The sequence below is a fragment of the Shewanella sp. 433 genome (genome assembly GCF_059338565.1).
This window is the reverse complement of the sequence record NZ_CM181703.1, coordinates 120,054-141,719: the sequence shown is the minus strand read 5'-3', so window position 1 is coordinate 141,719 and position 21,666 is coordinate 120,054. Positions and strand designations below refer to the sequence as shown.

Sequence of the window (21,666 nt, the reverse complement as noted above, 5' to 3'; positions counted from 1 at the left end):
AAATGGCTAAATTTGAAGCTCAACAACAAAAAGATGATCTGCAAGAGAAATTGGTTGCAGTAAATCGTGTTTCTAAAGTAGTTAAAGGCGGACGTATCTTTAGCTTCACTGCACTAACTGTAGTGGGTGATGGTAACGGTAAAGTCGGCTATGGCTATGGTAAAGCGCGTGAAGTACCTGCAGCAATTCAGAAAGCAATGGAAAAGGCTCGCCGTAACATTGTTTCTGTTGAACTTGTAAATGGTACTTTGCACCACCCTGTTAAGGGCCGTCACACTGGTTCGCGTGTTTACATGCAACCAGCTTCTGAAGGTACTGGTATTATTGCCGGTGGTGCTATGCGCGCCGTATTGGAAGTAGCAGGCGTTCATAACGTTCTGTCAAAAGCATACGGTTCTACTAACCCGATCAACATCGTTCGCGCAACTGTAGATGCGTTGGTGCACATGAAGTCACCAGCTCAAATCGCAGCCAAGCGTGGCCTGAATGTTGATGAAATTCGAGGTTAAGCACCATGGCTACTAAAACTTTAAAAGTGACTCAGACTAAAAGTTCAATTGGACGTTTGCCAAAGCATCGTGCCACTTTGACTGGTCTAGGTCTACGCCGTATTAATCACACTGTTGAAGTTGAAGATACTCCTTCAATTCGCGGTATGATTAACAAGGTTTACTACATGGTTTCGGTGGAGGAAGTATAAGATGCGTCTAAATACTCTATCACCTGCTGCAGGTGCTAAATCAGCAGCTAAGCGTGTAGGTCGCGGTATCGGTTCTGGCTTAGGTAAGACTGCTGGTCGCGGTCACAAAGGTCAGAAGTCTCGTTCAGGCGGCGGCGTTCGCGTCGGTTTCGAAGGTGGTCAAATGCCACTTAAGATTCGTTTGCCGAAGTTTGGTTTCACCTCGCGTAAAGCGTTGGTTTCTGCCGAAATTCGTATCAGCGAACTAGCTAAAGTTAACGGTGATGTTGTCGACTTGAATGCACTGAAAGATGCGAATCTCGTTACTCGCAACATACAGTTTGCTAAAGTCGTTCTTTCAGGTACCATTGAACGCCCTGTGACCGTTAAAGGTCTTAAGGTAACTAAAGGTGCTCGTGCAGCTATTGAAGCTGCCGGCGGAAAGATCGAGGAATAATACGTCGATGGCAAAACCAGGACTTGATTTAAAAAGCGCGAAAGGTGGATTTTCTGAATTGAAGACTCGCCTCCTGTTCGTGATTGGTGCGATTATCGTCTTTAGAGCCGGTTCGTTCGTACCAATTCCTGGTATTGACGCAGCTGTATTAGCAGAGCTGTTTAATCAGCAGAAGGGGACCATCCTAGGCATGTTTAACATGTTCTCTGGTGGTGCCCTTGAACGTGCTTCTATCTTTGCATTAGGTATCATGCCGTACATTTCGGCATCGATTATCATGCAACTATTGACTGTTGTACATCCAGCACTTGCCGAACTCAAAAAGGAAGGCGAATCTGGGCGTAAAAAGATCAGTCAATATACACGATATGGCACCTTGGTCTTGGGTACATTCCAAGCAATCGGTATCGCAACAGGGTTACCAAACTTAGTCCCAGGTTTAGTTGTAAATCTTGGCTTTGGTTTCTACTTTGTTGCAGTTGTAAGCTTAGTGACAGGAACAATGTTCCTAATGTGGCTAGGTGAACAAATTACTGAAAGAGGCATAGGTAACGGTATCTCGATTCTTATTTTCGCAGGTATTGTTGCTGGTCTACCATCTGCTATCGGCCAAACGGCTGAGCAGGCGCGTCAAGGCGACTTGAACGTACTAGTATTATTGTTGATTGCGGTAATTGTATTTGCTGTAACCTATTTTGTTGTGTTTGTTGAGCGTGGACAACGTCGTATCGTTGTTAACTATGCTAAGCGTCAGCAGGGCCGTAAGGTGTTTGCCGCGCAGAGTACTCACTTACCGCTTAAGGTTAATATGGCGGGTGTGATTCCACCAATTTTTGCGTCAAGCATCATATTGTTCCCAGGCACACTGGCTCAGTGGTTTGGACAAAATGAAGGTTTGTCTTGGTTAAGTGATTTTTCACTTGCTGTATCACCAGGTCAGCCGCTTTACTCATTATTATACGCAACAGCAATTATCTTCTTCTGTTTCTTCTATACTGCGTTGGTGTTTAACCCACGAGAAACTGCGGATAACTTGAAGAAGAGTGGTGCGTTTATTCCCGGGATCCGTCCTGGAGAACAGACTTCGCGTTATATAGATAAAGTAATGACTCGCCTAACATTAGCTGGCGCATTATATATTACCTTTATCTGTTTAATTCCGGAGTTCATGTTAATTGCGTGGAAGGTACAGTTCTATTTTGGCGGTACCTCACTACTAATTATGGTAGTCGTGATCATGGACTTCATGGCTCAGGTTCAGACCCATATGATGTCTCATCAGTATGAGTCTGTGATGAAGAAAGCTAACCTAGTTAACAAAGCGAACTTAGATCGCTTTGGACGCTAAGTAGCTTTACGGAGTGATGAAATGAAAGTTCGAGCTTCCGTGAAGAAGATCTGCCGTAACTGCAAGATCGTCAAGCGTAGCGGCGTTGTACGCGTTATCTGTGTTGAACCAAAACACAAACAGCGTCAAGGCTAAAAACTTTTGACCAGCTCAAATATTGAGCTGGTCAAAATATTATTTGCAAAATCGTCATCTGTCGAGTATCCTACCGGGCTTTTCACAGATGGCCTTTAACTTATGAGGAGTGCATAGTGGCCCGTATCGCTGGCATTAACATTCCTGATCAAAAGCATACAGTCATTGCATTGACTGCTATCTATGGTATTGGACTTACTCGCGCACAACAAATCTGCGCGGCGACTTCAATTGCTGAAGATGCTAAGATCAAGGAATTGAGCGAAGCTCAAATAGACACACTACGCGAAGAAGTTGCTAAATACATTGTAGAAGGTGACTTACGTCGTGAAGTATCCATGAACATCAAGCGTCTAATGGACCTTGGTTGTTATCGTGGTCTTCGCCACCGTCGTAGCCTGCCCCTTCGTGGGCAACGTACTAAGACCAATGCGCGTACGCGCAAGGGTCCACGTAAGCCAATTAGAAAGTAACGGGAAGGTAAACCAATATGGCTAAAGTTCCGTCACGTTCAACGCGCAAGCGCGTACGTAAACAGGTTGCTGATGGCATGGCTCATATCCATGCATCTTTCAACAACACAATTATTACCATTACAGATCGTCAAGGTAATGCACTATCTTGGGCAACATCTGGTGGTTCAGGTTTCCGTGGTTCACGTAAATCTACCCCGTTTGCTGCACAGGTTGCTGCTGAGCGTGCAGGTGTCGCTGCTCAGGACTACGGTGTTAAAAACCTTGAAGTTTTTGTGAAGGGTCCAGGTCCAGGTCGTGAATCAGCTATTCGAGCGCTGAACGCGGTTGGTTATAAAATAACCAACATTACCGATGTGACGCCGATCCCTCATAATGGTTGTCGTCCTCCTAAGAAGCGTCGCGTTTAATCGCACGTTTTTAATAGGATAGTTGGAGAAAGAACATGGCAAGATACTTGGGTCCAAAGCTCAAGCTCAGCCGCCGAGAAGGTACAGACCTTTTCTTAAAAAGCGGTGTGAGAGCAATTGATTCGAAGTGTAAGCTTGAAGCTGCACCTGGACAACACGGCGCTCGTAAGGCTCGTTTGTCTGAGTATGGCGTTCAGTTACGCGAAAAACAAAAAGTTCGTCGTACTTATGGTGTGCTTGAAAAGCAATTCCGTAACTACTACAAAGATGCTGCACGTATAAAAGGCAACACAGGTGAAAACCTACTGACCCTTTTGGAAACTCGTTTAGATAACGTTGTTTATCGTATGGGTTTCGGTGCTACACGTGCTGAATCACGTCAGCTAGTTAGCCATAAGTCAATTATGGTCAACGGCCGCGTTGTTAACATTCCATCATTTAAAGTGTCTGCGAATGATGTAATTAGCGTTCGTGAGAAGTCTCAGAAGCAAGCTCGTATTAAAGCTGCTTTAGAAGTTGCTGCTCAGCGCGAAAAGCCAACATGGGTTGAAGTAGATACTACTAAGATGGAAGGTGCTTTTAAGCGTCTACCGGAGCGTAGCGATTTATCTGCTGAAATTAACGAACAGCTGATCGTCGAGCTTTACTCTAAGTAAAGCTAATAAACAAGAGAGGACACAATGCAGGGTTCTGTTACAGAATTTCTTAAACCGCGTCTCGTTGATATCGAGCAGGTTAACCCAACACGTGCCAAGGTTACACTCGAACCGCTTGAGCGTGGTTTTGGTCATACTTTAGGTAACGCGTTGCGTCGTATCCTATTGTCGTCTATGCCCGGCTGCGCGGTTACCGAAGTCGAGATTGATGGTGTACTGCACGAATACAGCAGCAAGGAAGGCGTACAAGAGGATATCCTAGAGATCCTATTAAACCTTAAAGGTTTAGCAGTGGTTATCGAGGGTAAAGACGAGGCTATGCTTACTTTAAGCAAGTCAGGCGCAGGCCCTGTTACCGCAGCAGATATCACGCACGATGGTGATGTTACTATTATGAATCCTGATCATGTTATCTGTCATTTGACTGGTAACAACGATATCAGCATGCGTATCCGTGTTGAGCGTGGTCGCGGTTATGTTCCAGCTTCGGCTAGAGCACAAACCGAAGACGACGATCGCCCAATCGGTCGCTTGTTAGTGGATTCATCTTTCTCACCTGTCGCGCGTATTGCTTACAATGTTGAAGCAGCACGTGTTGAACAGCGTACTGACTTAGACAAACTCGTTATTGATATGACCACTAATGGTACTATCGATCCTGAGGAAGCAATTCGTCGTTCTGCGACCATCTTAGCCGAACAGCTAGATGCGTTTGTTGAACTACGTGATGTCACTGAGCCAGAGCAGAAAGAAGAGAAACCAGAGTTCGACCCAATTCTGTTGCGTCCTGTCGACGATCTAGAGCTAACTGTACGTTCGGCTAACTGTTTGAAAGCCGAAGCGATTCATTACATCGGAGATCTGGTACAGCGTACTGAGGTTGAGCTACTTAAAACTCCTAACTTGGGTAAGAAATCTCTTACTGAAATTAAGGATGTGTTGGCTTCTCGCGGACTATCATTAGGTATGCGTCTAGAAAACTGGCCTCCAGCTAGTTTAGCAGACGACCTATAAGTCTACGTTTGTACAGATTTAGGTAATAAGGATTAGGTCATGCGCCATCGTAAGAGTGGTCGTCAACTAAACCGTAACAGCAGTCATCGCCAAGCTATGTTTCGCAACATGGCAAGCTCATTAGTCCGTCACGAAGTGATTAAGACTACTGTAGCTAAAGCGAAAGAACTGCGTCGCGTAGTTGAACCTCTAATAACACTTGCTAAGAGTGATAGCGTTGCAAATCGTCGTTTGGCGTTTGCTCGTACTCGCGACGCTGAAGTCGTTGGTAAGTTATTCAATGAGTTGGGTCCACGCTACCAGGAACGTCCTGGTGGATATACCCGTATCCTAAAGTGCGGTCTACGTACTGGTGATAAAGCGCCTATGGCGTATATTGAACTAGTAGGTCGTCCAGAAGCTGCTGAAGCTGTTGAAGACGCTGCTGAGTAACACTTGGATTAATTGTTAAAAAGCCGGGCATTAGCCCGGCTTTTTTTATGTCAAAAATTTATACGATCCTAGATATCCGCTTTCGTTTTCCAGTCATTAGGCGGGTTAGCCTTGTTATTTATCAATATTGGTTTTATTTTTACTAGTCAATGACTTCACAGTTATATGATTTCAATCCCGTGATAATACCAACCTGAAGATAGTGTTGAATAACTATTAGGCTAGGGAGGGGGGACTGTGATGACTTGGTTGCAGTAATACTAATGCCAGATAAATAAGAGTTAAGTGGTGCAAGCTTCAAGTCGATATTCATGCGTGGCAGTATCGGTATGAATTCAAGCTATATCCGTATTAGCCGGTTAATCAACCCAGCGAGCTTCCTTTTTAAGGTTTTCTGGCAAAGATAAATGCCATTTCTTCATTCCCGAACGACTAAATATAAATTGACCTTGGCGATCGCTGACATAAGGAAGATCACTTGGGCTGGTTCCTAAGAGTATTTGTGTAATGAGTCTCCTTGCAAGTTTTTCATGTTCATTTCCATTAAGTATGTAACCACCGATATTGGCATATTTATTGACACTAAATTCCCAAAACCCAAAATGTGGAATAGGCGAATGAGCAGCTGTCCAAGCTAGTATTTTGTCTGCGTTGCTATTTTGGCCAAATTATTGGTCAAGGTGTGATAGAGGGCGATGAACAGTGCATCATAGCCATCATTCTTGGCGTTACTGACAGTCTGTTTTCAATGAATCTCGTTGGTAACGAAGGCTGAATCTAACTGAATATTGCCAATCATAATCGTTTGTTTATTGTGGTTGATGGGATCCAAGGCTGCTATTGAGGTTGGGCTGGTATCCGATAAGATGAGTAATTTTTTCTCTTTTTTATCGGGGAGTAGCAAATCAACAAACAATAAGGAACGCTTGAATAATGGATGCTCTAATACTCCAGTAAAGTTTTTATAACCGTGGAGTTGGTATTCTCTTGGGTTAGCATTTAACCCAAGAAATACCAAAGGTGTTCTGGTTTCACTCAGTCGCTTGCTAAGCAATGAAATTGCAATATCGTCGGCAAGCACTACCAAGTCAGGCTTGGTCGATAGATAGAGCTTCCAGGCTTTGTCTGATTGTGCTGAATAGGTTGCGGGGGGAGTACGTTTAGCATCTAGATAGAAGTCAGTTATATGGTCATTTTTGTTTAGTCGCTCTTAATACCCATGCTGTAATTGCTTGTCCAAAGGTTACTCCTATGATAACGGTGGATGAGCATGATGTTAGCAGCGTTGAGTGGCCGGCTTACTATGAGTAGTAGAGCCAACACCATACGCATGTATTATATCCTTATGGAAATAGCCTTTATAGTTACTGCTTTGATGTTAAAAAATAGGCAATAAAAAAGGCCTCAAATGAGGCCTTTAAATATCATTAATTAGTAACTGGATTTTTGCTCGCTACCATATTCAAGTTTTTCGTGTGTCTGCCCCATTGCTTCGGCGACTTCGGGCGGCATGTAGTTCTCATCATGCTTAGCTAACACTTCGGTTGCTTCGAGTTTACCGCTGTCAACTAATACACCTTGAGCAACGATACCTTGGCCTTCACGAAACAGATCGGGTAGAAGATCGTCGTAGGTTACGATAACCTCACCACCGAGCGAATCATGTACTGCAAATTCTACGTGTAGGCTATCAGGATCACGTATCATCGAGCCGACGGTAACCATGCCACCAACGCGAATACGTTGACCTACTTCTGGTTTCACTCCGGTATCTTTTTTACCCTGTACAATTTCAGTAGGGGTATAAAATAGGTTTAGGTTCGAATTCAACGCATATAGTAACAGCGATGCTATGGCGGCAACTCCACCGATTAAAGCAGTTGCAAGTGCAAGTCTCTTCTTACGTCTGGCGTTCACTATTGAGTACTCCGGTTTGCTTTGAGGCGTTCCTCACGCTGCATCTTCTTTGATATTTCAATGAGGATCTTACGTTTTTGACGTACACTGAAAAAAATCAAGGTTGCTAACGAGAAGACCGTTATTCCATAAGATAGCCACACATAAAAAGCATAGCCACCCATATTAAAAAAATCTGTTAATGAATCGAATTGCATTATTTGACTCCTTCAGCCTTAGCGAGTTCCCGTACCCATGGACGCATCCCATTTCTGGCTAAGATTTCAGCCCTAAAACGAACTAAAGTGATTGCACCAATCATTAAACCAAATCCTAAGATATTTATCAGTAATGGATAAAGCATCTCAGGCGCCATTGAAGACTTCTCGGTAATCTTAATTGTTGCTGGTTGATGTAGTGAGTTCCACCATTCAACCGAGTACTTGATGATTGGGATATTAATCACGCCAACGATTGCTAAGATACCCGCAGCCCTTGCTGCAAGTACTTTATCTTCGAAAGAGGCATATAAAGAGATCACACCTAAATAGAGGAACAGAAGCACTAGCTCTGATGTCAATCTTGCATCCCATACCCACCACGTTCCCCACATAGGCTTGCCCCAAGCTGCTCCCGTGATCAATGCGATAAAGGTAACGACGGCACCAATAGGAGCAATGGCCGCGGCGGCCCAATCAGCTGATTTGATTTGCCATACCAAACCGATAAAGGCTGATGTTGCCATGGCCATATAGGCAGACATCGACATCGATGCTGCAGGTACATGGATAAAGATAATGCGATAACTGTCACCTTGCTGGTAATCAACTGGTGCAAAAAGAAGTCCCCAAATCGAACCTACACCAATAAAGGCTATTGCCAACGTGGCAAACCAAGGCAGCAGTGTACCCGAGAGATTATATGCACGTTGAGGATCTGCGTATGAATGTAGCCATTTCCACATATTAGTTAGTACTCACTCTTAGTGAAGCGCCTATTGCAAAAGGTGCTAAAATTAACGAACCGACCAACATCGCGCCGATAATCGCGAGATGGCCACTATAGGGTAGGTTTAATCCTGCGGCATCGATAGCGCTGGTCGCGAAAATCAATACCGGAATGTATAACGGTAGAATCAATAAGCTGAGTAATACACCGCCTTTACGTAATCCTACAGTTAATGCTACCCCGATAGCGCCCAGTAAGCTCAGTACGGGGGTGCCGAGAGCTAGGGTTGCCATCAGGGCGCCATAGCTATTCTCTTCAAGATGTAATAACACGGCTAGTAATGGCGCAACTAAAATTAAGGGGACGCCGGTTAATATCCAATGGGCTAATACTTTGGCTAATACCATTAGTGACAGTGGCTGTGGACTTAATAACATCTGCTCAAGACTACCGTCGACAAAGTCAGCTTTAAAAAGGCGCTCCAACGACAGCATTGATGCGAGCAATGCTGCAACCCAGATGATACCAGGTGCTACACGCGACAATACTTGTGGTTCAGGCCCTATGCCGAGAGGAAATAGCGTTACCACTAGGATAAAAAATAACAGTGGATTAAAAATATCTCCCTTGTGTCTGATGGCTATCTGCAGATCACGCTTAAGCAGGGTATAAAATGCTTGAGTAAAACTAATGCCTTTGTTCATTTACTGGACCTTATACAAAGCGATAATCGAGGCGAATTTTTCGCAGAATATCATCACCTATAATACTCATATCTTGATGGGTCGTCATAATGACGCACCCCCCGTTTTGGGCATGACGTAAAAATAGGTGTTCCAACTCTTCAACGCCTTTCTTATCAATGGCAGTAAATGGTTCATCAAGCAGCCATACCTTACAATTGGTATGCCACAGTCTGGCTAATGCTGTTCTTCTATGTTGCCCAGCTGAAAGATGTCCAGCCAGTGCTTCTTCAAACCCAGACAAATTGACTTGAGCTAAGATGTCATTGGTACTGAAATCATCATACCCACTGATTCTTAAATTAAAGTTAAGGTTTTCTTCTGCGGTTAATTCACTTTTTACGCCTGCTAAATGACCAAGGTATAATAGGTCATCATTGTATTCGTCACGACAGCGGTTAATGTCTTCGCCTTTATAACGGGTTTCTCCGGCGTAGGGGCGGGACAAGCCAGCGAGTATTCGTAATAGGCTCGTTTTGCCGGCACCATTAGGCCCTTCAATCTGAACTATTTCGCCAGCTTGGATGTGAAAACTTAGTTCATCAAATAAGATCCGCTCTTCTCTAATGCACGTTAAGTTATCGGCTGATACCAGTGTTGTTGCTATTTTTTCTTTTACCACTGAACCCTCTATCTCAAGCCATATGTCATCTAAAGCGATATTAACATACTCCCCTAATAGGGTTTAGTAATGGTTACTTTTTAGTGTCAGCAATTTGATATGCTTCCAAAAAGTGAAACCTTTTAACACCTAGCATTGAACTTTTTCAACTTTTTCTAATGTAGCAGTTATGTTTGCTTAATAGGGTGGGGTGACACTTGAATTTCTGACGTTAGTCACAAAAAGATGAGATTTATTGAAGTTTGATGTATCCTAGAGGCGCTAAAAATTAAGTCTACCCAACGTACTGTCAGGGTGGCATTGAGCTTTGTTAATATTTGCATTAGGAACACTGAACATGAAAAAACTGTTAGCATTGTCAGCAGTGGCTGCATTGACCTTGTCAGCAAACGTATTTGCACAAGAAGGTGAAGCTATTTATAACAAGGCATGCCAAGTATGCCACAGCATGGGTGTAGCTGGAGCACCAAAAGCTCACGATGCAGCTGCATGGGAACCTCGCTTAGCTAAAGGTATTGACGCCTTAGTGGGTAGCGTGAAAACCGGTCTAAACGCAATGCCACCAGGTGGTATGTGTACAGATTGTACTGACGAAGATTACAAGAACGCTATTGAGTTCATGTCTAAGTAATTTGTTCGTTAATGAAAAAACCGGCGCAGAGCCGGTTTTTTTGTGCCAAAAATTAATCATCTGTCTAAGTTTGATGAGTTTTAGTCACAAAAAAGCCGACCTAATGGGGTCGGCTTTCTATGTGTTAACTGTGGTCAGTATCTTTGCAGGGCTATTGCACCTGAGTATCCAGGACCAGAGTCGCTGTCGATCCCACGGCAACGGTTTGTAAGTGGCCTTGTATATCACCTGGTTGCGCTTTAACCGAACCATGTTTTGACAGTACTGCAATGATTTCAACATTGCTCACGTCACTTAACTTTAAGTCTCCGCCCATACCAGTACTGTCATCTAAGGTGATTGTCATCGGTAATGACTTTGCTGATATTTTTGTTGCCGCTAGCGGAACTTTAGGGCCTTCAATATTACGAGCGAAGATGAACAACATATCGCTACTGCCGACTTGTGCTTGAAGCTCTGGAGAAATTGATACATTGACGTTAATGGTTTTGCCAATGCCTGCCTGCTGATGCGTTGCATCGTTTGGCATTTCGCCTGTCTCAGCTTGCATTCTCATCTTGGCGCTTTCGATGGCGTTAATAATGGCACCGCGGTCAACATCACTGCGATCACTGTCGAGAATGGTTTGCCATGCTTCAATCGACTTATTGTAATTAGCACTAAAGAAGGCATCCATTGCCACGAGTAATAGGGTGGAAGGATCTTGAGGATCTAATGTTAATGCTTGATCGATAAGTACTTGAACTTCCGGTGTCATGCGTTGATCAGCCTGATAGTACATGGCGGTTGCTTTTGGCCCCAGCAATTCAGCGTGGGTACCGACAAGCTCCATTGCCTTATCAAATGCCTTAACAGCATCATTATAACGGTTGGCACTAATATAAGTATGCCCTAAACTAAAGAGTAACTGGCTATTGTCTGGCTCTGCTTTTAATTGGGCTTCCATCATGTTGATACGTTGAGCCATAATTTGGCTTGCATCCATTCCTGCATGAGGGTTTGCAGGTTCGGCGCGATCTAGATTAGCGTATGCCCCTAAGTTGCTATACATATAACCAGAGATGCCTAATACTGCGACCGACATCAGGACTGGCCATAATAGACCTTTAGGTTTGGCTTGATTGACTAAAGATTCATCTTCACCTTGCTTCATATCTTGCAGCAAGCTGATTTCAAGTTCTTTCTTCAGGGCATTAAATTCATCTTGATCGAGTAGCTCATCTTGGAGTTCTTTTTCTAGAGTAGCGAGTCGATTATTAAAGAGATCGAGGTTCGTTTCGTTACGAACGCCAGTCTCTGCCGCCTGCAGCATTTTTCGCTGACGGAAGTGAGGAAACCAAATCAGCGCGAGGCTGACTAATACAAAAAGCGCAATAAAAATCCAGAGAGTGGTCATTATTTCATTTTCACATTAGTTGCAGGAGAGCGGGTACACCGCAGGATTAAGGGTCAGATTATACGGAAAGATTATTCATTGAACAGTAATATAAGCCATTAAATGACTTTAAAAAGCGATACTTTTGCACTGGTTCACAGTTCGATTCTATTTTAAAAAATTGTTTGAAACTTAAGTTTCAAACAAGGGTCAGAGATTAAAATCTGTCAGTTTTTAACATAGTTAGCTGTGACTATTGATAGAGTAAGAATGAGACAGGTCACCCATTATTGGCCGAAAGAAGCAGACAGATACAATAGCAAATACTAAAATGACTCAAAATTTGTACCTTGAGTAGTGTGAATCGCAAACTCTCGTGAATCAGTAAAGCGCTGGCTTAACTGATGACTATATAGGACTGAGGAAACCCCATGATCCCTGAATTAGGACACTTTTCGTTGATAATAGGTTTGGCTTTTGCCTTTCTATTAGCCAGCGTGCCTTTAATCGGTGTTGCCCGTAAAGATCAATACCTTGTACGATATGCTTGGCCATTAAGCTATGGCATGTTCTTCTTTATTTTTCTCTCTGTTATCGTGTTGGGCTATAGTTTTGCCGTCGATGACTTCTCAGTTGCTTATGTAGCGCATCACTCCAATTCTCAATTACCGATTTTCTTCAAAATTGCCGCCGTATGGGGCGGACATGAAGGCTCGTTGCTGTTCTGGGTATTTGCTTTATCCGTATGGACCGCCGCGGTAGCGCTTTTCAGTAAAGGGCTAGAAGAGGTGTTCACTGCTAGAGTGTTAGCGATCTTAGCTATGATCGTGATTGGCTTTAGTTTGTTCATGTTATTGACATCGAGTCCTTTTGAGCGTTTGTTTCCTATCCCAATGGAAGGACGCGACCTTAACCCTATGTTGCAAGATGTTGGATTAATCTTCCATCCACCTATGCTGTATCTCGGTTATGTCGGTTTTTCTGTAAGCTTTGCATTTGCGATTGCGGCATTAATGGGTGGACGCCTTGATTCGGCATGGGCACGCTGGAGTCGTCCTTGGACATTGGCCGCATGGATTTTTCTTACCGGCGGCATCTCATTAGGTTCATGGTGGGCATATTATGAACTTGGCTGGGGCGGTTGGTGGTTCTGGGACCCGGTCGAGAACGCCTCATTCATGCCTTGGTTGATTGGTACTGCATTGTTGCATTCGGTTATTGTGACCGAGAAGCGTGCCACATTCCGTAACTGGACTGTATTGCTTTCAATCTTCGCATTTTCATTAAGCCTGTTAGGTACCTTTATTGTACGTTCAGGTGTATTGACATCCGTTCACTCATTTGCAGCCGATCCTGGTCGCGGTATGTTTATTCTGCTGCTACTTGGTTTAGCTATCGGTGGTTCGTTAACCCTATTCGCTTTCCGTGCTAGCGATATGAAGAGCCCTGCACGTTTTGAGTTAATGTCAAAAGAAACCATGCTACTGGTGTGTAATATTCTGCTAACAGTGGCTTGTGGTACTGTATTGCTTGGTACCTTATACCCGCTGCTTATTGATGCACTAAACATGGGTAAGATCTCTGTAGGCCCACCATATTTCAACGCGGTGTTTGTACCCATAGTACTTGTGCTGTTTGTGTTTATGGGGATTGGTCCCAGTATTCGTTGGAAACGCGCTAAAGCCGGCGAGCTTAGACGTAAATTAGTTGTACCGGCAATCGTTGCGGCCATTGTTGGTATTGCGGCGCCTTTCTTAGTCGATGGTAAATTTAATATCTGGGTCACTCTAGGTATAGGTATTGCGACTTGGGTGGTACTGGCAACACTACGAGCTGCCTACGACATTGTTAATGGTAAAGATGGCGTTAGCCTTGCGCGTATGGGACGCAGCCAGCTAGGTATGGTGATTGCTCACCTAGGTATTGCCGTTTCTGTTATCGGCGCGACTATGGTCTCGAACTACTCTATTGAAAAGAGCGTGCGTATGGGACCTGGCATCACCCAAGAGTTGGCTGGTTACAGTTTCCACTATATTGAAACCAAAAATGTCGTGGGGCCTAACTATACCGCACAGCAGGGCCAGGTTGAGGTGAGTAAGGATGGCGAGTTTATCACCCTGCTTAAGCCTGATCGTCGCCAATATAATGTCCGTACTATGGATATGACTGAGGCGGGTATTGATTGGGGGCTGTTCCGTGATTTATATATCACTATGGGAGATCCAATTAGCCGTACTGAATTTGCAGTACGTCTGAACTATAAGCCATTTGTACGTTGGTTATGGTTTGGTAGTATTTTCATGATGGTGGGTGGTGTCTTTGCGGCTTCAGATAAGCGTTATCGTAAAGTCAAAGTAAGCGAAACAACCAAAGAAAAAGCTAAAGAAGATTTAGCAACGGCATAACTTGAATTGGGGCAAGTATGAAAAACAGGTTAGTACTATTTATTCCGTTGGTATTATTTTTGGTGATGGGGGTATTTCTTTACAAAGGGCTATTCCTTAATCCCCAGCAGCTCGATTCCGCTCTTGAAGGAAAGCCAATTCCGGCTTTCCAACTAGAACGTCTAGAGAATGCGAACGAAATAATTACCAATGAGAGCTTAAAAGGTCAGGTGTCATTACTCAATGTGTGGGCAACATGGTGCCCATCTTGTAAGTATGAGCATCCGCATCTAATGCGGTTAGCAAGACAAAACATCTTGCCTATCTATGGTATTAACTATCGTGATGAACGCCCTTTAGCGATCCGCGAACTTAGCCGTGAAGGAGACCCCTACACCAAGAACATTTTCGACCATGATGGTCGTTTAGGTTTAGATCTGGGGGTCTACGGTGCGCCAGAAAGTTATCTAGTCGATCACAACGGTATCATTCGCTACCGCTATGCCGGCCCGATCGACATGCGAGTGTGGAATGAAACATTGTATCCAATGATCCAAGAGCTACAAGCTCAAGCTAGAGCAGAGGGGGCTTCTTAATGAAAACCTTTATCGCTTTAATTACTGCGTTATTGCTATCAATAAGTGTATTAAGCTCTGCGCTGGCGACACCAGTCGACACCTATGAGTTTAAATCGGTTGATAATCAAAAGCGTGCACTTGAGTTGGCGCATTCACTGCGCTGCCCACAGTGTCAAAACCAAAACCTAATTGACTCTAATTCGCCAGTTGCACAAGACTTACGCCTAGAAGTGTATCAAATGGTCGATGCCGGTAAGGCAGATGAAGAGATCATTAACTTCATGACCAGTCGCTACGGTGAGTTTGTGTTATATAAGCCCAAAATGGAGGCCAAGACCTATGTTTTATGGCTTGGCCCTATAGGCTTATTACTGATTGGTTTGTTAATTGGTTTTATCTTTGTTCGTAAACAACGTATTTCAGGAGCTGTAGAGCAAGAGATCAGTGCCGAAGAGCAAGCGGAATTAGATAAACTACTTAAGCGAGCATCAAAATGACTAAGTCCTTTGCTGCTGTGCTTGTAGCCTTGTTATCAATGGCATCATTGTTTACCGCAAATGTACAAGCTTACCCAGGGATGCAGCAACAAACACAAGGACAAATCGAATCGAGTGTCGATCGTATCAACGTGTTGCCTAAGTCCTACCCTATCGATGTGGTCGCTTTTTCAGATCGAAATGGTAAGGCTATCGATTTTAGCCAATATCGTGGGCAAGTGATCATGGTAAACATGTGGGCAACATGGTGCCCGCCATGTGTACGTGAGCTACCAGCACTCGATCGTTTTAAGGCTAAGTTCGATCAAAGTAAATTTAAGGTACTGCCGATCTCTATCGATATAGATGGTACGGCTAAGGTTGAGCCTTTTTTAAAGTCACTGGATATGGAAGGATTCAAAACCTACTATGATCCTCAGCAGGCATTAAGTGAAGTGTTCCCCTTAGATACAATACCCGCCACCTTTATACTCAATGGTGAAGGTGAGCTGATTGCGTTTGTCAGAACCTTTGTCGACTGGGATGATGCTAAAGCGGTTGAATTGATTAATGGCTTTATCGAACAAGAGAGCATTAAATAGTCTTAAAACAGCTAATTTGATGCAAATCTAAACAGGGAAGATCGCATTTGTCGAAAAGATCGGCAAGCGATCTTTTTTATTATAAAAATCCCTTGCGCCCATCCGAGAACTGCCTATAATGCGCATCCACTGACACGGCACAGCAGGCCAACTACCTAGGTAGTACGGGACTTGCAGCGGTGTTAGCGAGTTGAACTCTTCGGAGATTAACTCAGGTGATAAGCACTTTTAAGGGCTTCGACTGATGGCTTCTGTTTAAGAAATCATCGCTTGGAAAGCTTCTTAAAATAAGCACTTGACGCCAACAACGGGACGTGTAAAATACGCATCCCTAAGCCAACGACCTAGCGTCAACGGCGGCTAAATGAAAGATTGATTCTCTCATGCTAGCAACGCTCTTTAACAAGATGAAACAAGAAATCTGTGTGGACACTCACAGGTGTTGAGTTAATCGAAATTGCCTAACCTTCGGGTTGGCAATCAAAGAATTAAATCAATGTAACGATGAGTGTTCATAGCAATATGTACAAACGTTTTTAAGATTCTTCCGAGTCTTTTAAACGGAATCAGAATTCATTGAGCCGAATCGCAAGATTCAACAAAACTTTAATTGAAGAGTTTGATCATGGCTCAGATTGAACGCTGGCGGCAGGCCTAACACATGCAAGTCGAGCGGTAACAGGAAGAAAGCTTGCTTTCTTTGCTGACGAGCGGCGGACGGGTGAGTAATGCCTAGGGAACTGCCCAGTCGAGGGGGATAACAGTTGGAAACGACTGCTAATACCGCATACGCCCTACGGGGGAAAAGAGGGGACCTTCGGGCCTTCTGCGATTGGATGTACCTAGGTGGGATTAGCTAGTTGGTGAGGTAATGGCTCACCAAGGCGACGATCCCTAGCTGTTCTGAGAGGATGATCAGCCACACTGGGACTGAGACACGGCCCAGACTCCTACGGGAGGCAGCAGTGGGGAATATTGCACAATGGGCGCAAGCCTGATGCAGCCATGCCGCGTGTGTGAAGAAGGCCTTCGGGTTGTAAAGCACTTTCAGCGAGGAGGAAAGCTTAAGCGTTAATAGCGTTTAGGTGTGACGTTACTCGCAGAAGAAGGACCGGCTAACTTCGTGCCAGCAGCCGCGGTAATACGAGGGGTCCAAGCGTTAATCGGAATTACTGGGCGTAAAGCGTACGCAGGCGGTTTGTTAAGCGAGATGTGAAAGCCCCGGGCTCAACCTGGGAATTGCATTTCGAACTGGCAGACTAGAGTCTTGTAGAGGGGGGTAGAATTTCAGGTGTAGCGGTGAAATGCGTAGAGATCTGAAGGAATACCGGTGGCGAAGGCGGCCCCCTGGACAAAGACTGACGCTCAGGTACGAAAGCGTGGGGAGCAAACAGGATTAGATACCCTGGTAGTCCACGCCGTAAACGATGTCTACTCGGAATTTGGTGTCTTGAACACTGGGTTCCCAAGCTAACGCATTAAGTAGACCGCCTGGGGAGTACGGCCGCAAGGTTAAAACTCAAATGAATTGACGGGGGCCCGCACAAGCGGTGGAGCATGTGGTTTAATTCGATGCAACGCGAAGAACCTTACCTACTCTTGACATCCAGAGAATTCGCTAGAGATAGCTTAGTGCCTTCGGGAACTCTGAGACAGGTGCTGCATGGCTGTCGTCAGCTCGTGTTGTGAAATGTTGGGTTAAGTCCCGCAACGAGCGCAACCCTTATCCTTATTTGCCAGCACGTAATGGTGGGAACTTTAGGGAGACTGCCGGTGATAAACCGGAGGAAGGTGGGGACGACGTCAAGTCATCATGGCCCTTACGAGTAGGGCTACACACGTGCTACAATGGCAAGTACAGAGGGTTGCAAAGCCGCGAGGTGGAGCTAATCTCACAAAGCTTGTCGTAGTCCGGATTGGAGTCTGCAACTCGACTCCATGAAGTCGGAATCGCTAGTAATCGTGGATCAGAATGCCACGGTGAATACGTTCCCGGGCCTTGTACACACCGCCCGTCACACCATGGGAGTGGGCTGCACCAGAAGTAGATAGCTTAACCTTTCGGGGAGGGCGTTTACCACGGTGTGGTTCATGACTGGGGTGAAGTCGTAACAAGGTAGCCCTAGGGGAACCTGGGGCTGGATCACCTCCTTACCTATACGACTAACTCAATATTTGCTGAGTGTTCACACAGATAACTTGTTCTTGTTAGAGCAGGTGGCACGTCTTAACGGCGATGCTTGTTCTTTAAAAATTTGGAAAGCTGATAGTGTTAATGTGAAAGGGATAGTGACGTACTTGTACGTGATTATTTGTAGCATTGACGCGAAAATTAAAATTGAGTTCTCAAACACTTAAATCAAGTGCCGAGTCATTGTAATGATGATTCATGAGTATTCTTTTGGCGAAAGTAAACACCATTAGTTGCGATACAACATCAAGCTTACCCGCTTGATAAAGTTTGTTTCCTTGTGAAACTCATTTGGGTTGTATGGTTAAGTGACTAAGCGTATACGGTGGATGCCTTGGCAGTCAGAGGCGATGAAGGACGTAGTAACTTGCGAAAAGCGTTGGCGAGCTAGTAACAAGCATTTGAGCTAACGATGTCCGAATGGGGAAACCCACATGCATAAGCATGTATCACAACATGAATACATAGTGTTGTGAGGCGAACCCGGGGAACTGAAACATCTAAGTACCCGGAGGAAAAGAAATCAACCGAGATTCCCCTAGTAGCGGCGAGCGAACGGGGATTAGCCCTTAAGCGTAGAGGGTGTTAGTGGAATGTGTTGGAAAGCACAGCGGCACAGGGTGATAGCCCCGTACATGAAAACTAACTTTACGTGAAAACGAGTAGGACGGGACACGTGACATCTTGTCTGAACATGGGGGGACCATCCTCCAAGGCTAAATACTCCTGACTGACCGATAGTGAACCAGTACCGTGAGGGAAAGGCGAAAAGAACCCCTGTGAGGGGAGTGAAATAGAACCTGAAACCGTATACGTACAAGCAGTGGGAGCGGTTCTTGAGACCGTGACTGCGTACCTTTTGTATAATGGGTCAGCGACTTACATTTTGTAGCGAGGTTAAGCGAATAGCGGAGCCGTAGGGAAACCGAGTGTTAACTGCGCGTTTAGTTGCAAGGTGTAGACCCGAAACCCGGTGATCTAGCCATGGGCAGGTTGAAGGTTGAGTAACATCAACTGGAGGACCGAACACACGTATGTTGAAAAATGCGGTGATGACTTGTGGCTGGGGGTGAAAGGCCAATCAAACCGGGAGATATCTGGTTCTCCTCGAAAGCTATTTAGGTAGCGCCTCGAGCGAATACCATTGGGGGTAGAGCACTGTTAAGGCTAGGGGGTCATCCCGACTTACCAACCCTTTGCAAACTCCGAATACCAATGAGTACTACTCGGGAGACACACGGCGGGTGCTAACGTCCGTCGTGAAAAGGGAAACAACCCAGACCATCAGCTAAGGTCCCAAAGTTATTGCTAAGTGGGAAACGATGTGGGAAGGCTTAGACAGCTAGGATGTTGGCTTAGAAGCAGCCATCATTTAAAGAAAGCGTAATAGCTCACTAGTCGAGTCGGCCTGCGCGGAAGATTTAACGGGGCTAAGCAATACACCGAAGCTATGGGTACTAGCGCTTGCGCTAGTGCGGTAGAGGAGCGTTCTGTAAGCCATTGAAGGTGAAGGGGTAACCCACGCTGGAGGTATCAGAAGTGCGAATGCTGACATGAGTAACGATAAAGGGGGTGAAAAACCCCCTCGCCGAAAGACCAAGGGTTCCTGTCCAATGTTAATCAGGGCAGGGTGAGTCGACCCCTAAGGCGAGGCCGAAAGGCGTAGTCGATGGGAAACAGGTTAATATTCCTGTACTTCTGCTAACTGCGATGGAGAGACGGAGAAGGCTAGGCTAGCGCGGCGTTGGTTGTCCGCGTTTAAGGCTGTAGGTGGTGCACTTAGGCAAATCCGGGTGCACATACACTGAGAGTTGATGACGAGGTTCTACGGAACTGAAGTAGTTGATGCCATGCTTCCAGGAAAATCTTCTAAGCTTCAGGTTAGCAGGAATCGTACCCCAAACCGACACAGGTGGTTGGGTAGAGAATACCAAGGCGCTTGAGAGAACTCGGCTGAAGGAACTAGGCAAAATGGTACCGTAACTTCGGGAGAAGGTACGCTCCTGTTGGTGATGAGACTTGCTCTCTAAGCTGACGGGAGTCGCAGATACCAGGTGGCTGCAACTGTTTATCAAAAACACAGCACTGTGCAAACTCGCAAGAGGAAGTATACGGTGTGACGCCTGCCCGGTGCCGGAAGGTTAATTGATTGGGTTATCTTCGGAGAAGCTCATGATCGAAGCCCCGGTAAACGGCGGCCGTAACTATAACGGTCCTAAGGTAGCGAAATTCCTTGTCGGGTAAGTTCCGACCTGCACGAATGGCGTAATGATGGCCACGCTGTCTCCAGCCGAGACTCAGTGAAGTTGAAATTGCGGTGAAGATGCCGTATACCCGCGGCTAGACGGAAAGACCCCGTGAACCTTTACTATAGCTTGGCACTGAACATTGACCCTACATGTGTAGGATAGGTGGGAGACTTTGAAGCAGGAACGCCAGTTCTTGTGGAGTCAACCTTGAAATACCACCCTTGTAGTGTTGATGTTCTAACTCTGGCCCCTGAATCGGGGTTGAGGACAGTGCCTGGTGGGTAGTTTGACTGGGGCGGTCTCCTCCCAAAGAGTAACGGAGGAGCACGAAGGTTGGCTAAGTACGGTCGGACATCGTACGGTTAGTGCAATGGCATAAGCCAGCTTAACTGCGAGACATACACGTCGAGCAGGTGCGAAAGCAGGTCATAGTGATCCGGTGGTTCTGAATGGAAGGGCCATCGCTCAACGGATAAAAGGTACTCCGGGGATAACAGGCTGATACCGCCCAAGAGTTCATATCGACGGCGGTGTTTGGCACCTCGATGTCGGCTCATCACATCCTGGGGCTGAAGTCGGTCCCAAGGGTATGGCTGTTCGCCATTTAAAGTGGTACGCGAGCTGGGTTCAGAACGTCGTGAGACAGTTCGGTCCCTATCTGCCGTGGGCGTTGGATGATTGAAGGGAGCTGCTCCTAGTACGAGAGGACCGGAGTGGACGAACCGCTGGTGTTCGGGTTGTCATGCCAATGGCATTGCCCGGTAGCTACGTTCGGAATCGATAACCGCTGAAAGCATCTAAGCGGGAAGCGAGCCCTAAGATGAGTCATCCCTAGGACTTTAAGTCCTCTAAAGGGCCGTAGGAGACTACTACGTTGATAGGCAAGGTGTGTAAGCGTTGTGAGGCGTTGAGCTAACTTGTACTAATGACCCGTGAGGCTTAACCATACAACCCAAAAGGGTTTCCAGTTAATGGTTAACTTTAGCGAAAGAATACCGACACTTGATTTAGTGTACTCAAATTTAATATCTCTTGCTTCTTGAAATACAGAATTGAGAGCAGCTTTTCAAATTTCCGAATTTGTCTGGAAACCATAGCATTGTGGTACCACCTGATCCCATCCCGAACTCAGAAGTGAAACGCAATCGCGCCGATGGTAGTGTGGGGTCTCCCCATGTGAGAGTAGGTCATTTCCAGGCGCCTAATAAGCTCAATAGAGCACGTCTCCTAGCCATGACACGTTAGCGACGATAAAAGAATTTAGACTTCGGTCTAAAGGAGCGGTAGTTCAGTTGGTTAGAATACCGGCCTGTCACGCCGGGGGTCGCGGGTTCGAGTCCCGTCCGCTCCGCCAACTTAAGACGAAA

Annotated in this window: 22 protein-coding genes, 1 tRNA gene and 3 rRNA genes; 19 read left to right on the top strand and 7 right to left on the bottom strand. The window is 45.5% G+C overall.

The window, feature by feature from the left end; genetic code table 11:
• Positions 1 to 2 precede the first annotated feature (2 nt).
• The 10 genes from rpsE (at position 3) to rplQ (ending at position 5,604) form a co-directional block, all read left to right on the top strand.
• On the top strand, positions 3 to 509 hold the full coding sequence (rpsE, locus tag AC5YB1_RS00660) for a 30S ribosomal protein S5 (protein WP_028764669.1): 507 nt from the start codon (positions 3 to 5) through the stop codon (positions 507 to 509).
• A 5-nt stretch (positions 510 to 514) separates the two neighbouring features.
• On the top strand, positions 515 to 700 hold the full coding sequence (gene rpmD / locus AC5YB1_RS00655; RefSeq protein WP_028764668.1) for a 50S ribosomal protein L30: 186 nt from the start codon (positions 515 to 517) through the stop codon (positions 698 to 700).
• A gap of 1 nt (position 701) precedes the next feature.
• The gene (gene rplO / locus AC5YB1_RS00650) at positions 702 to 1,136 is read left to right on the top strand and encodes a 50S ribosomal protein L15 (RefSeq protein WP_110456973.1); all 435 of its coding nucleotides are present in this window, start codon (positions 702 to 704) and stop codon (positions 1,134 to 1,136) included.
• 7 nt (positions 1,137 to 1,143) lie between these two features.
• The gene (gene secY, locus AC5YB1_RS00645) at positions 1,144 to 2,484 is read left to right on the top strand and encodes a preprotein translocase subunit SecY (protein WP_028764666.1); all 1,341 of its coding nucleotides are present in this window, start codon (positions 1,144 to 1,146) and stop codon (positions 2,482 to 2,484) included.
• Between the two features lie 21 nt (positions 2,485 to 2,505).
• Positions 2,506 to 2,619 carry a 50S ribosomal protein L36 gene (rpmJ, locus tag AC5YB1_RS00640; protein ID WP_006083579.1) on the top strand — a complete coding sequence of 38 codons (114 nt, stop codon included), beginning with the start codon at positions 2,506 to 2,508 and terminating at the stop codon, positions 2,617 to 2,619.
• A 116-nt stretch (positions 2,620 to 2,735) separates the two neighbouring features.
• Complete coding sequence (rpsM, locus tag AC5YB1_RS00635) at positions 2,736 to 3,092, top strand: 30S ribosomal protein S13 (protein ID WP_494520349.1); 357 nt, start codon at positions 2,736 to 2,738, stop codon at positions 3,090 to 3,092.
• A gap of 17 nt (positions 3,093 to 3,109) precedes the next feature.
• Positions 3,110 to 3,502, top strand: coding sequence for a 30S ribosomal protein S11 (rpsK, locus tag AC5YB1_RS00630; RefSeq protein WP_011863988.1), 393 nt, complete (start codon positions 3,110 to 3,112; stop codon positions 3,500 to 3,502).
• Between the two features lie 35 nt (positions 3,503 to 3,537).
• On the top strand, positions 3,538 to 4,158 hold the full coding sequence (gene rpsD / locus AC5YB1_RS00625) for a 30S ribosomal protein S4 (protein ID WP_110456970.1): 621 nt from the start codon (positions 3,538 to 3,540) through the stop codon (positions 4,156 to 4,158).
• A gap of 24 nt (positions 4,159 to 4,182) precedes the next feature.
• Positions 4,183 to 5,172, top strand: a complete 990-nt coding sequence (locus AC5YB1_RS00620) for a DNA-directed RNA polymerase subunit alpha (protein ID WP_011863990.1) — start codon at positions 4,183 to 4,185, stop codon at positions 5,170 to 5,172.
• Positions 5,173 to 5,211: 39 nt separating this feature from the next.
• The gene (rplQ, locus tag AC5YB1_RS00615; RefSeq protein WP_220062695.1) at positions 5,212 to 5,604 is read left to right on the top strand and encodes a 50S ribosomal protein L17; all 393 of its coding nucleotides are present in this window, start codon (positions 5,212 to 5,214) and stop codon (positions 5,602 to 5,604) included.
• A gap of 745 nt (positions 5,605 to 6,349) precedes the next feature.
• Here the strand turns inward: rplQ and AC5YB1_RS00610 are convergent.
• The 6 genes from AC5YB1_RS00610 to ccmA form a co-directional block, all read right to left on the bottom strand.
• Positions 6,350 to 6,685, bottom strand: a complete 336-nt coding sequence (locus AC5YB1_RS00610) for a hypothetical protein (protein WP_494520348.1) — start codon at positions 6,683 to 6,685, stop codon at positions 6,350 to 6,352.
• A gap of 350 nt (positions 6,686 to 7,035) precedes the next feature.
• The gene (gene ccmE, locus AC5YB1_RS00605; protein WP_494520347.1) at positions 7,036 to 7,521 is read right to left on the bottom strand and encodes a cytochrome c maturation protein CcmE; all 486 of its coding nucleotides are present in this window, start codon (positions 7,519 to 7,521) and stop codon (positions 7,036 to 7,038) included.
• Positions 7,521 to 7,718: a heme exporter protein CcmD gene (gene ccmD / locus AC5YB1_RS00600; RefSeq protein WP_494520346.1), complete on the bottom strand. Its 198-nt coding sequence runs from the start codon at positions 7,716 to 7,718 to the stop codon at positions 7,521 to 7,523. Before ccmD ends, ccmE begins: the two co-directional genes overlap by 1 nt.
• Positions 7,718 to 8,464: a heme ABC transporter permease gene (locus AC5YB1_RS00595; RefSeq protein WP_475515513.1), complete on the bottom strand. Its 747-nt coding sequence runs from the start codon at positions 8,462 to 8,464 to the stop codon at positions 7,718 to 7,720. Before AC5YB1_RS00595 ends, ccmD begins: the two co-directional genes overlap by 1 nt.
• 1 nt (position 8,465) lies before the next feature.
• Entirely contained in the window at positions 8,466 to 9,152 is a 687-nt protein-coding gene (ccmB, locus tag AC5YB1_RS00590; RefSeq protein WP_494520345.1) for a heme exporter protein CcmB, read from the bottom strand.
• Between the two features lie 10 nt (positions 9,153 to 9,162).
• Complete coding sequence (gene ccmA, locus AC5YB1_RS00585) at positions 9,163 to 9,813, bottom strand: cytochrome c biogenesis heme-transporting ATPase CcmA (RefSeq protein WP_494520344.1); 651 nt, start codon at positions 9,811 to 9,813, stop codon at positions 9,163 to 9,165.
• 337 nt (positions 9,814 to 10,150) lie between these two features.
• Here ccmA and AC5YB1_RS00580 point away from each other — a divergent pair, with 337 nt between their 5' ends.
• A complete protein-coding gene (locus AC5YB1_RS00580) occupies positions 10,151 to 10,444 on the top strand; it encodes a c-type cytochrome (RefSeq protein ID WP_475515515.1) in 294 nt (97 codons plus the stop codon).
• A 151-nt stretch (positions 10,445 to 10,595) separates the two neighbouring features.
• Here AC5YB1_RS00580 and ccmI read toward each other — a convergent pair whose 3' ends face one another.
• Positions 10,596 to 11,840 carry a c-type cytochrome biogenesis protein CcmI gene (gene ccmI / locus AC5YB1_RS00575; protein ID WP_475515516.1) on the bottom strand — a complete coding sequence of 415 codons (1,245 nt, stop codon included), beginning with the start codon at positions 11,838 to 11,840 and terminating at the stop codon, positions 10,596 to 10,598.
• Between the two features lie 410 nt (positions 11,841 to 12,250).
• Between ccmI and AC5YB1_RS00570 the strand changes: the two genes are divergently transcribed.
• The 8 genes from AC5YB1_RS00570 (at position 12,251) to AC5YB1_RS00535 (ending at position 21,653) form a co-directional block, all read left to right on the top strand.
• The gene (locus tag AC5YB1_RS00570) at positions 12,251 to 14,224 is read left to right on the top strand and encodes a heme lyase CcmF/NrfE family subunit (protein ID WP_475515517.1); all 1,974 of its coding nucleotides are present in this window, start codon (positions 12,251 to 12,253) and stop codon (positions 14,222 to 14,224) included.
• A 17-nt stretch (positions 14,225 to 14,241) separates the two neighbouring features.
• Positions 14,242 to 14,799 (top strand): DsbE family thiol:disulfide interchange protein, encoded by a 558-nt coding sequence (locus AC5YB1_RS00565; RefSeq protein WP_475515518.1) that lies wholly within the window; start codon positions 14,242 to 14,244, stop codon positions 14,797 to 14,799.
• Positions 14,799 to 15,278 (top strand): heme lyase NrfEFG subunit NrfF, encoded by a 480-nt coding sequence (gene nrfF / locus AC5YB1_RS00560; RefSeq protein ID WP_494520343.1) that lies wholly within the window; start codon positions 14,799 to 14,801, stop codon positions 15,276 to 15,278. Before AC5YB1_RS00565 ends, nrfF begins: the two co-directional genes overlap by 1 nt.
• Positions 15,275 to 15,859, top strand: coding sequence for a TlpA disulfide reductase family protein (locus AC5YB1_RS00555; RefSeq protein ID WP_494520342.1), 585 nt, complete (start codon positions 15,275 to 15,277; stop codon positions 15,857 to 15,859). The genes nrfF and AC5YB1_RS00555 overlap by 4 nt, the downstream gene beginning before the upstream one ends.
• A gap of 607 nt (positions 15,860 to 16,466) precedes the next feature.
• Positions 16,467 to 18,013, top strand: a 16S ribosomal RNA gene (locus tag AC5YB1_RS00550).
• Positions 18,014 to 18,352: 339 nt separating this feature from the next.
• Positions 18,353 to 21,246, top strand: a 23S ribosomal RNA gene (locus tag AC5YB1_RS00545).
• 136 nt (positions 21,247 to 21,382) lie between these two features.
• Positions 21,383 to 21,498: ribosomal RNA gene (rrf, locus tag AC5YB1_RS00540) — 5S ribosomal RNA — on the top strand.
• The 16S, 23S and 5S rRNA genes sit together here with 1 tRNA gene alongside, the layout of an rRNA operon.
• 78 nt (positions 21,499 to 21,576) lie before the next feature.
• A tRNA-Asp gene (locus tag AC5YB1_RS00535) sits at positions 21,577 to 21,653 on the top strand.
• Positions 21,654 to 21,666: the final 13 nt, after the last annotated feature.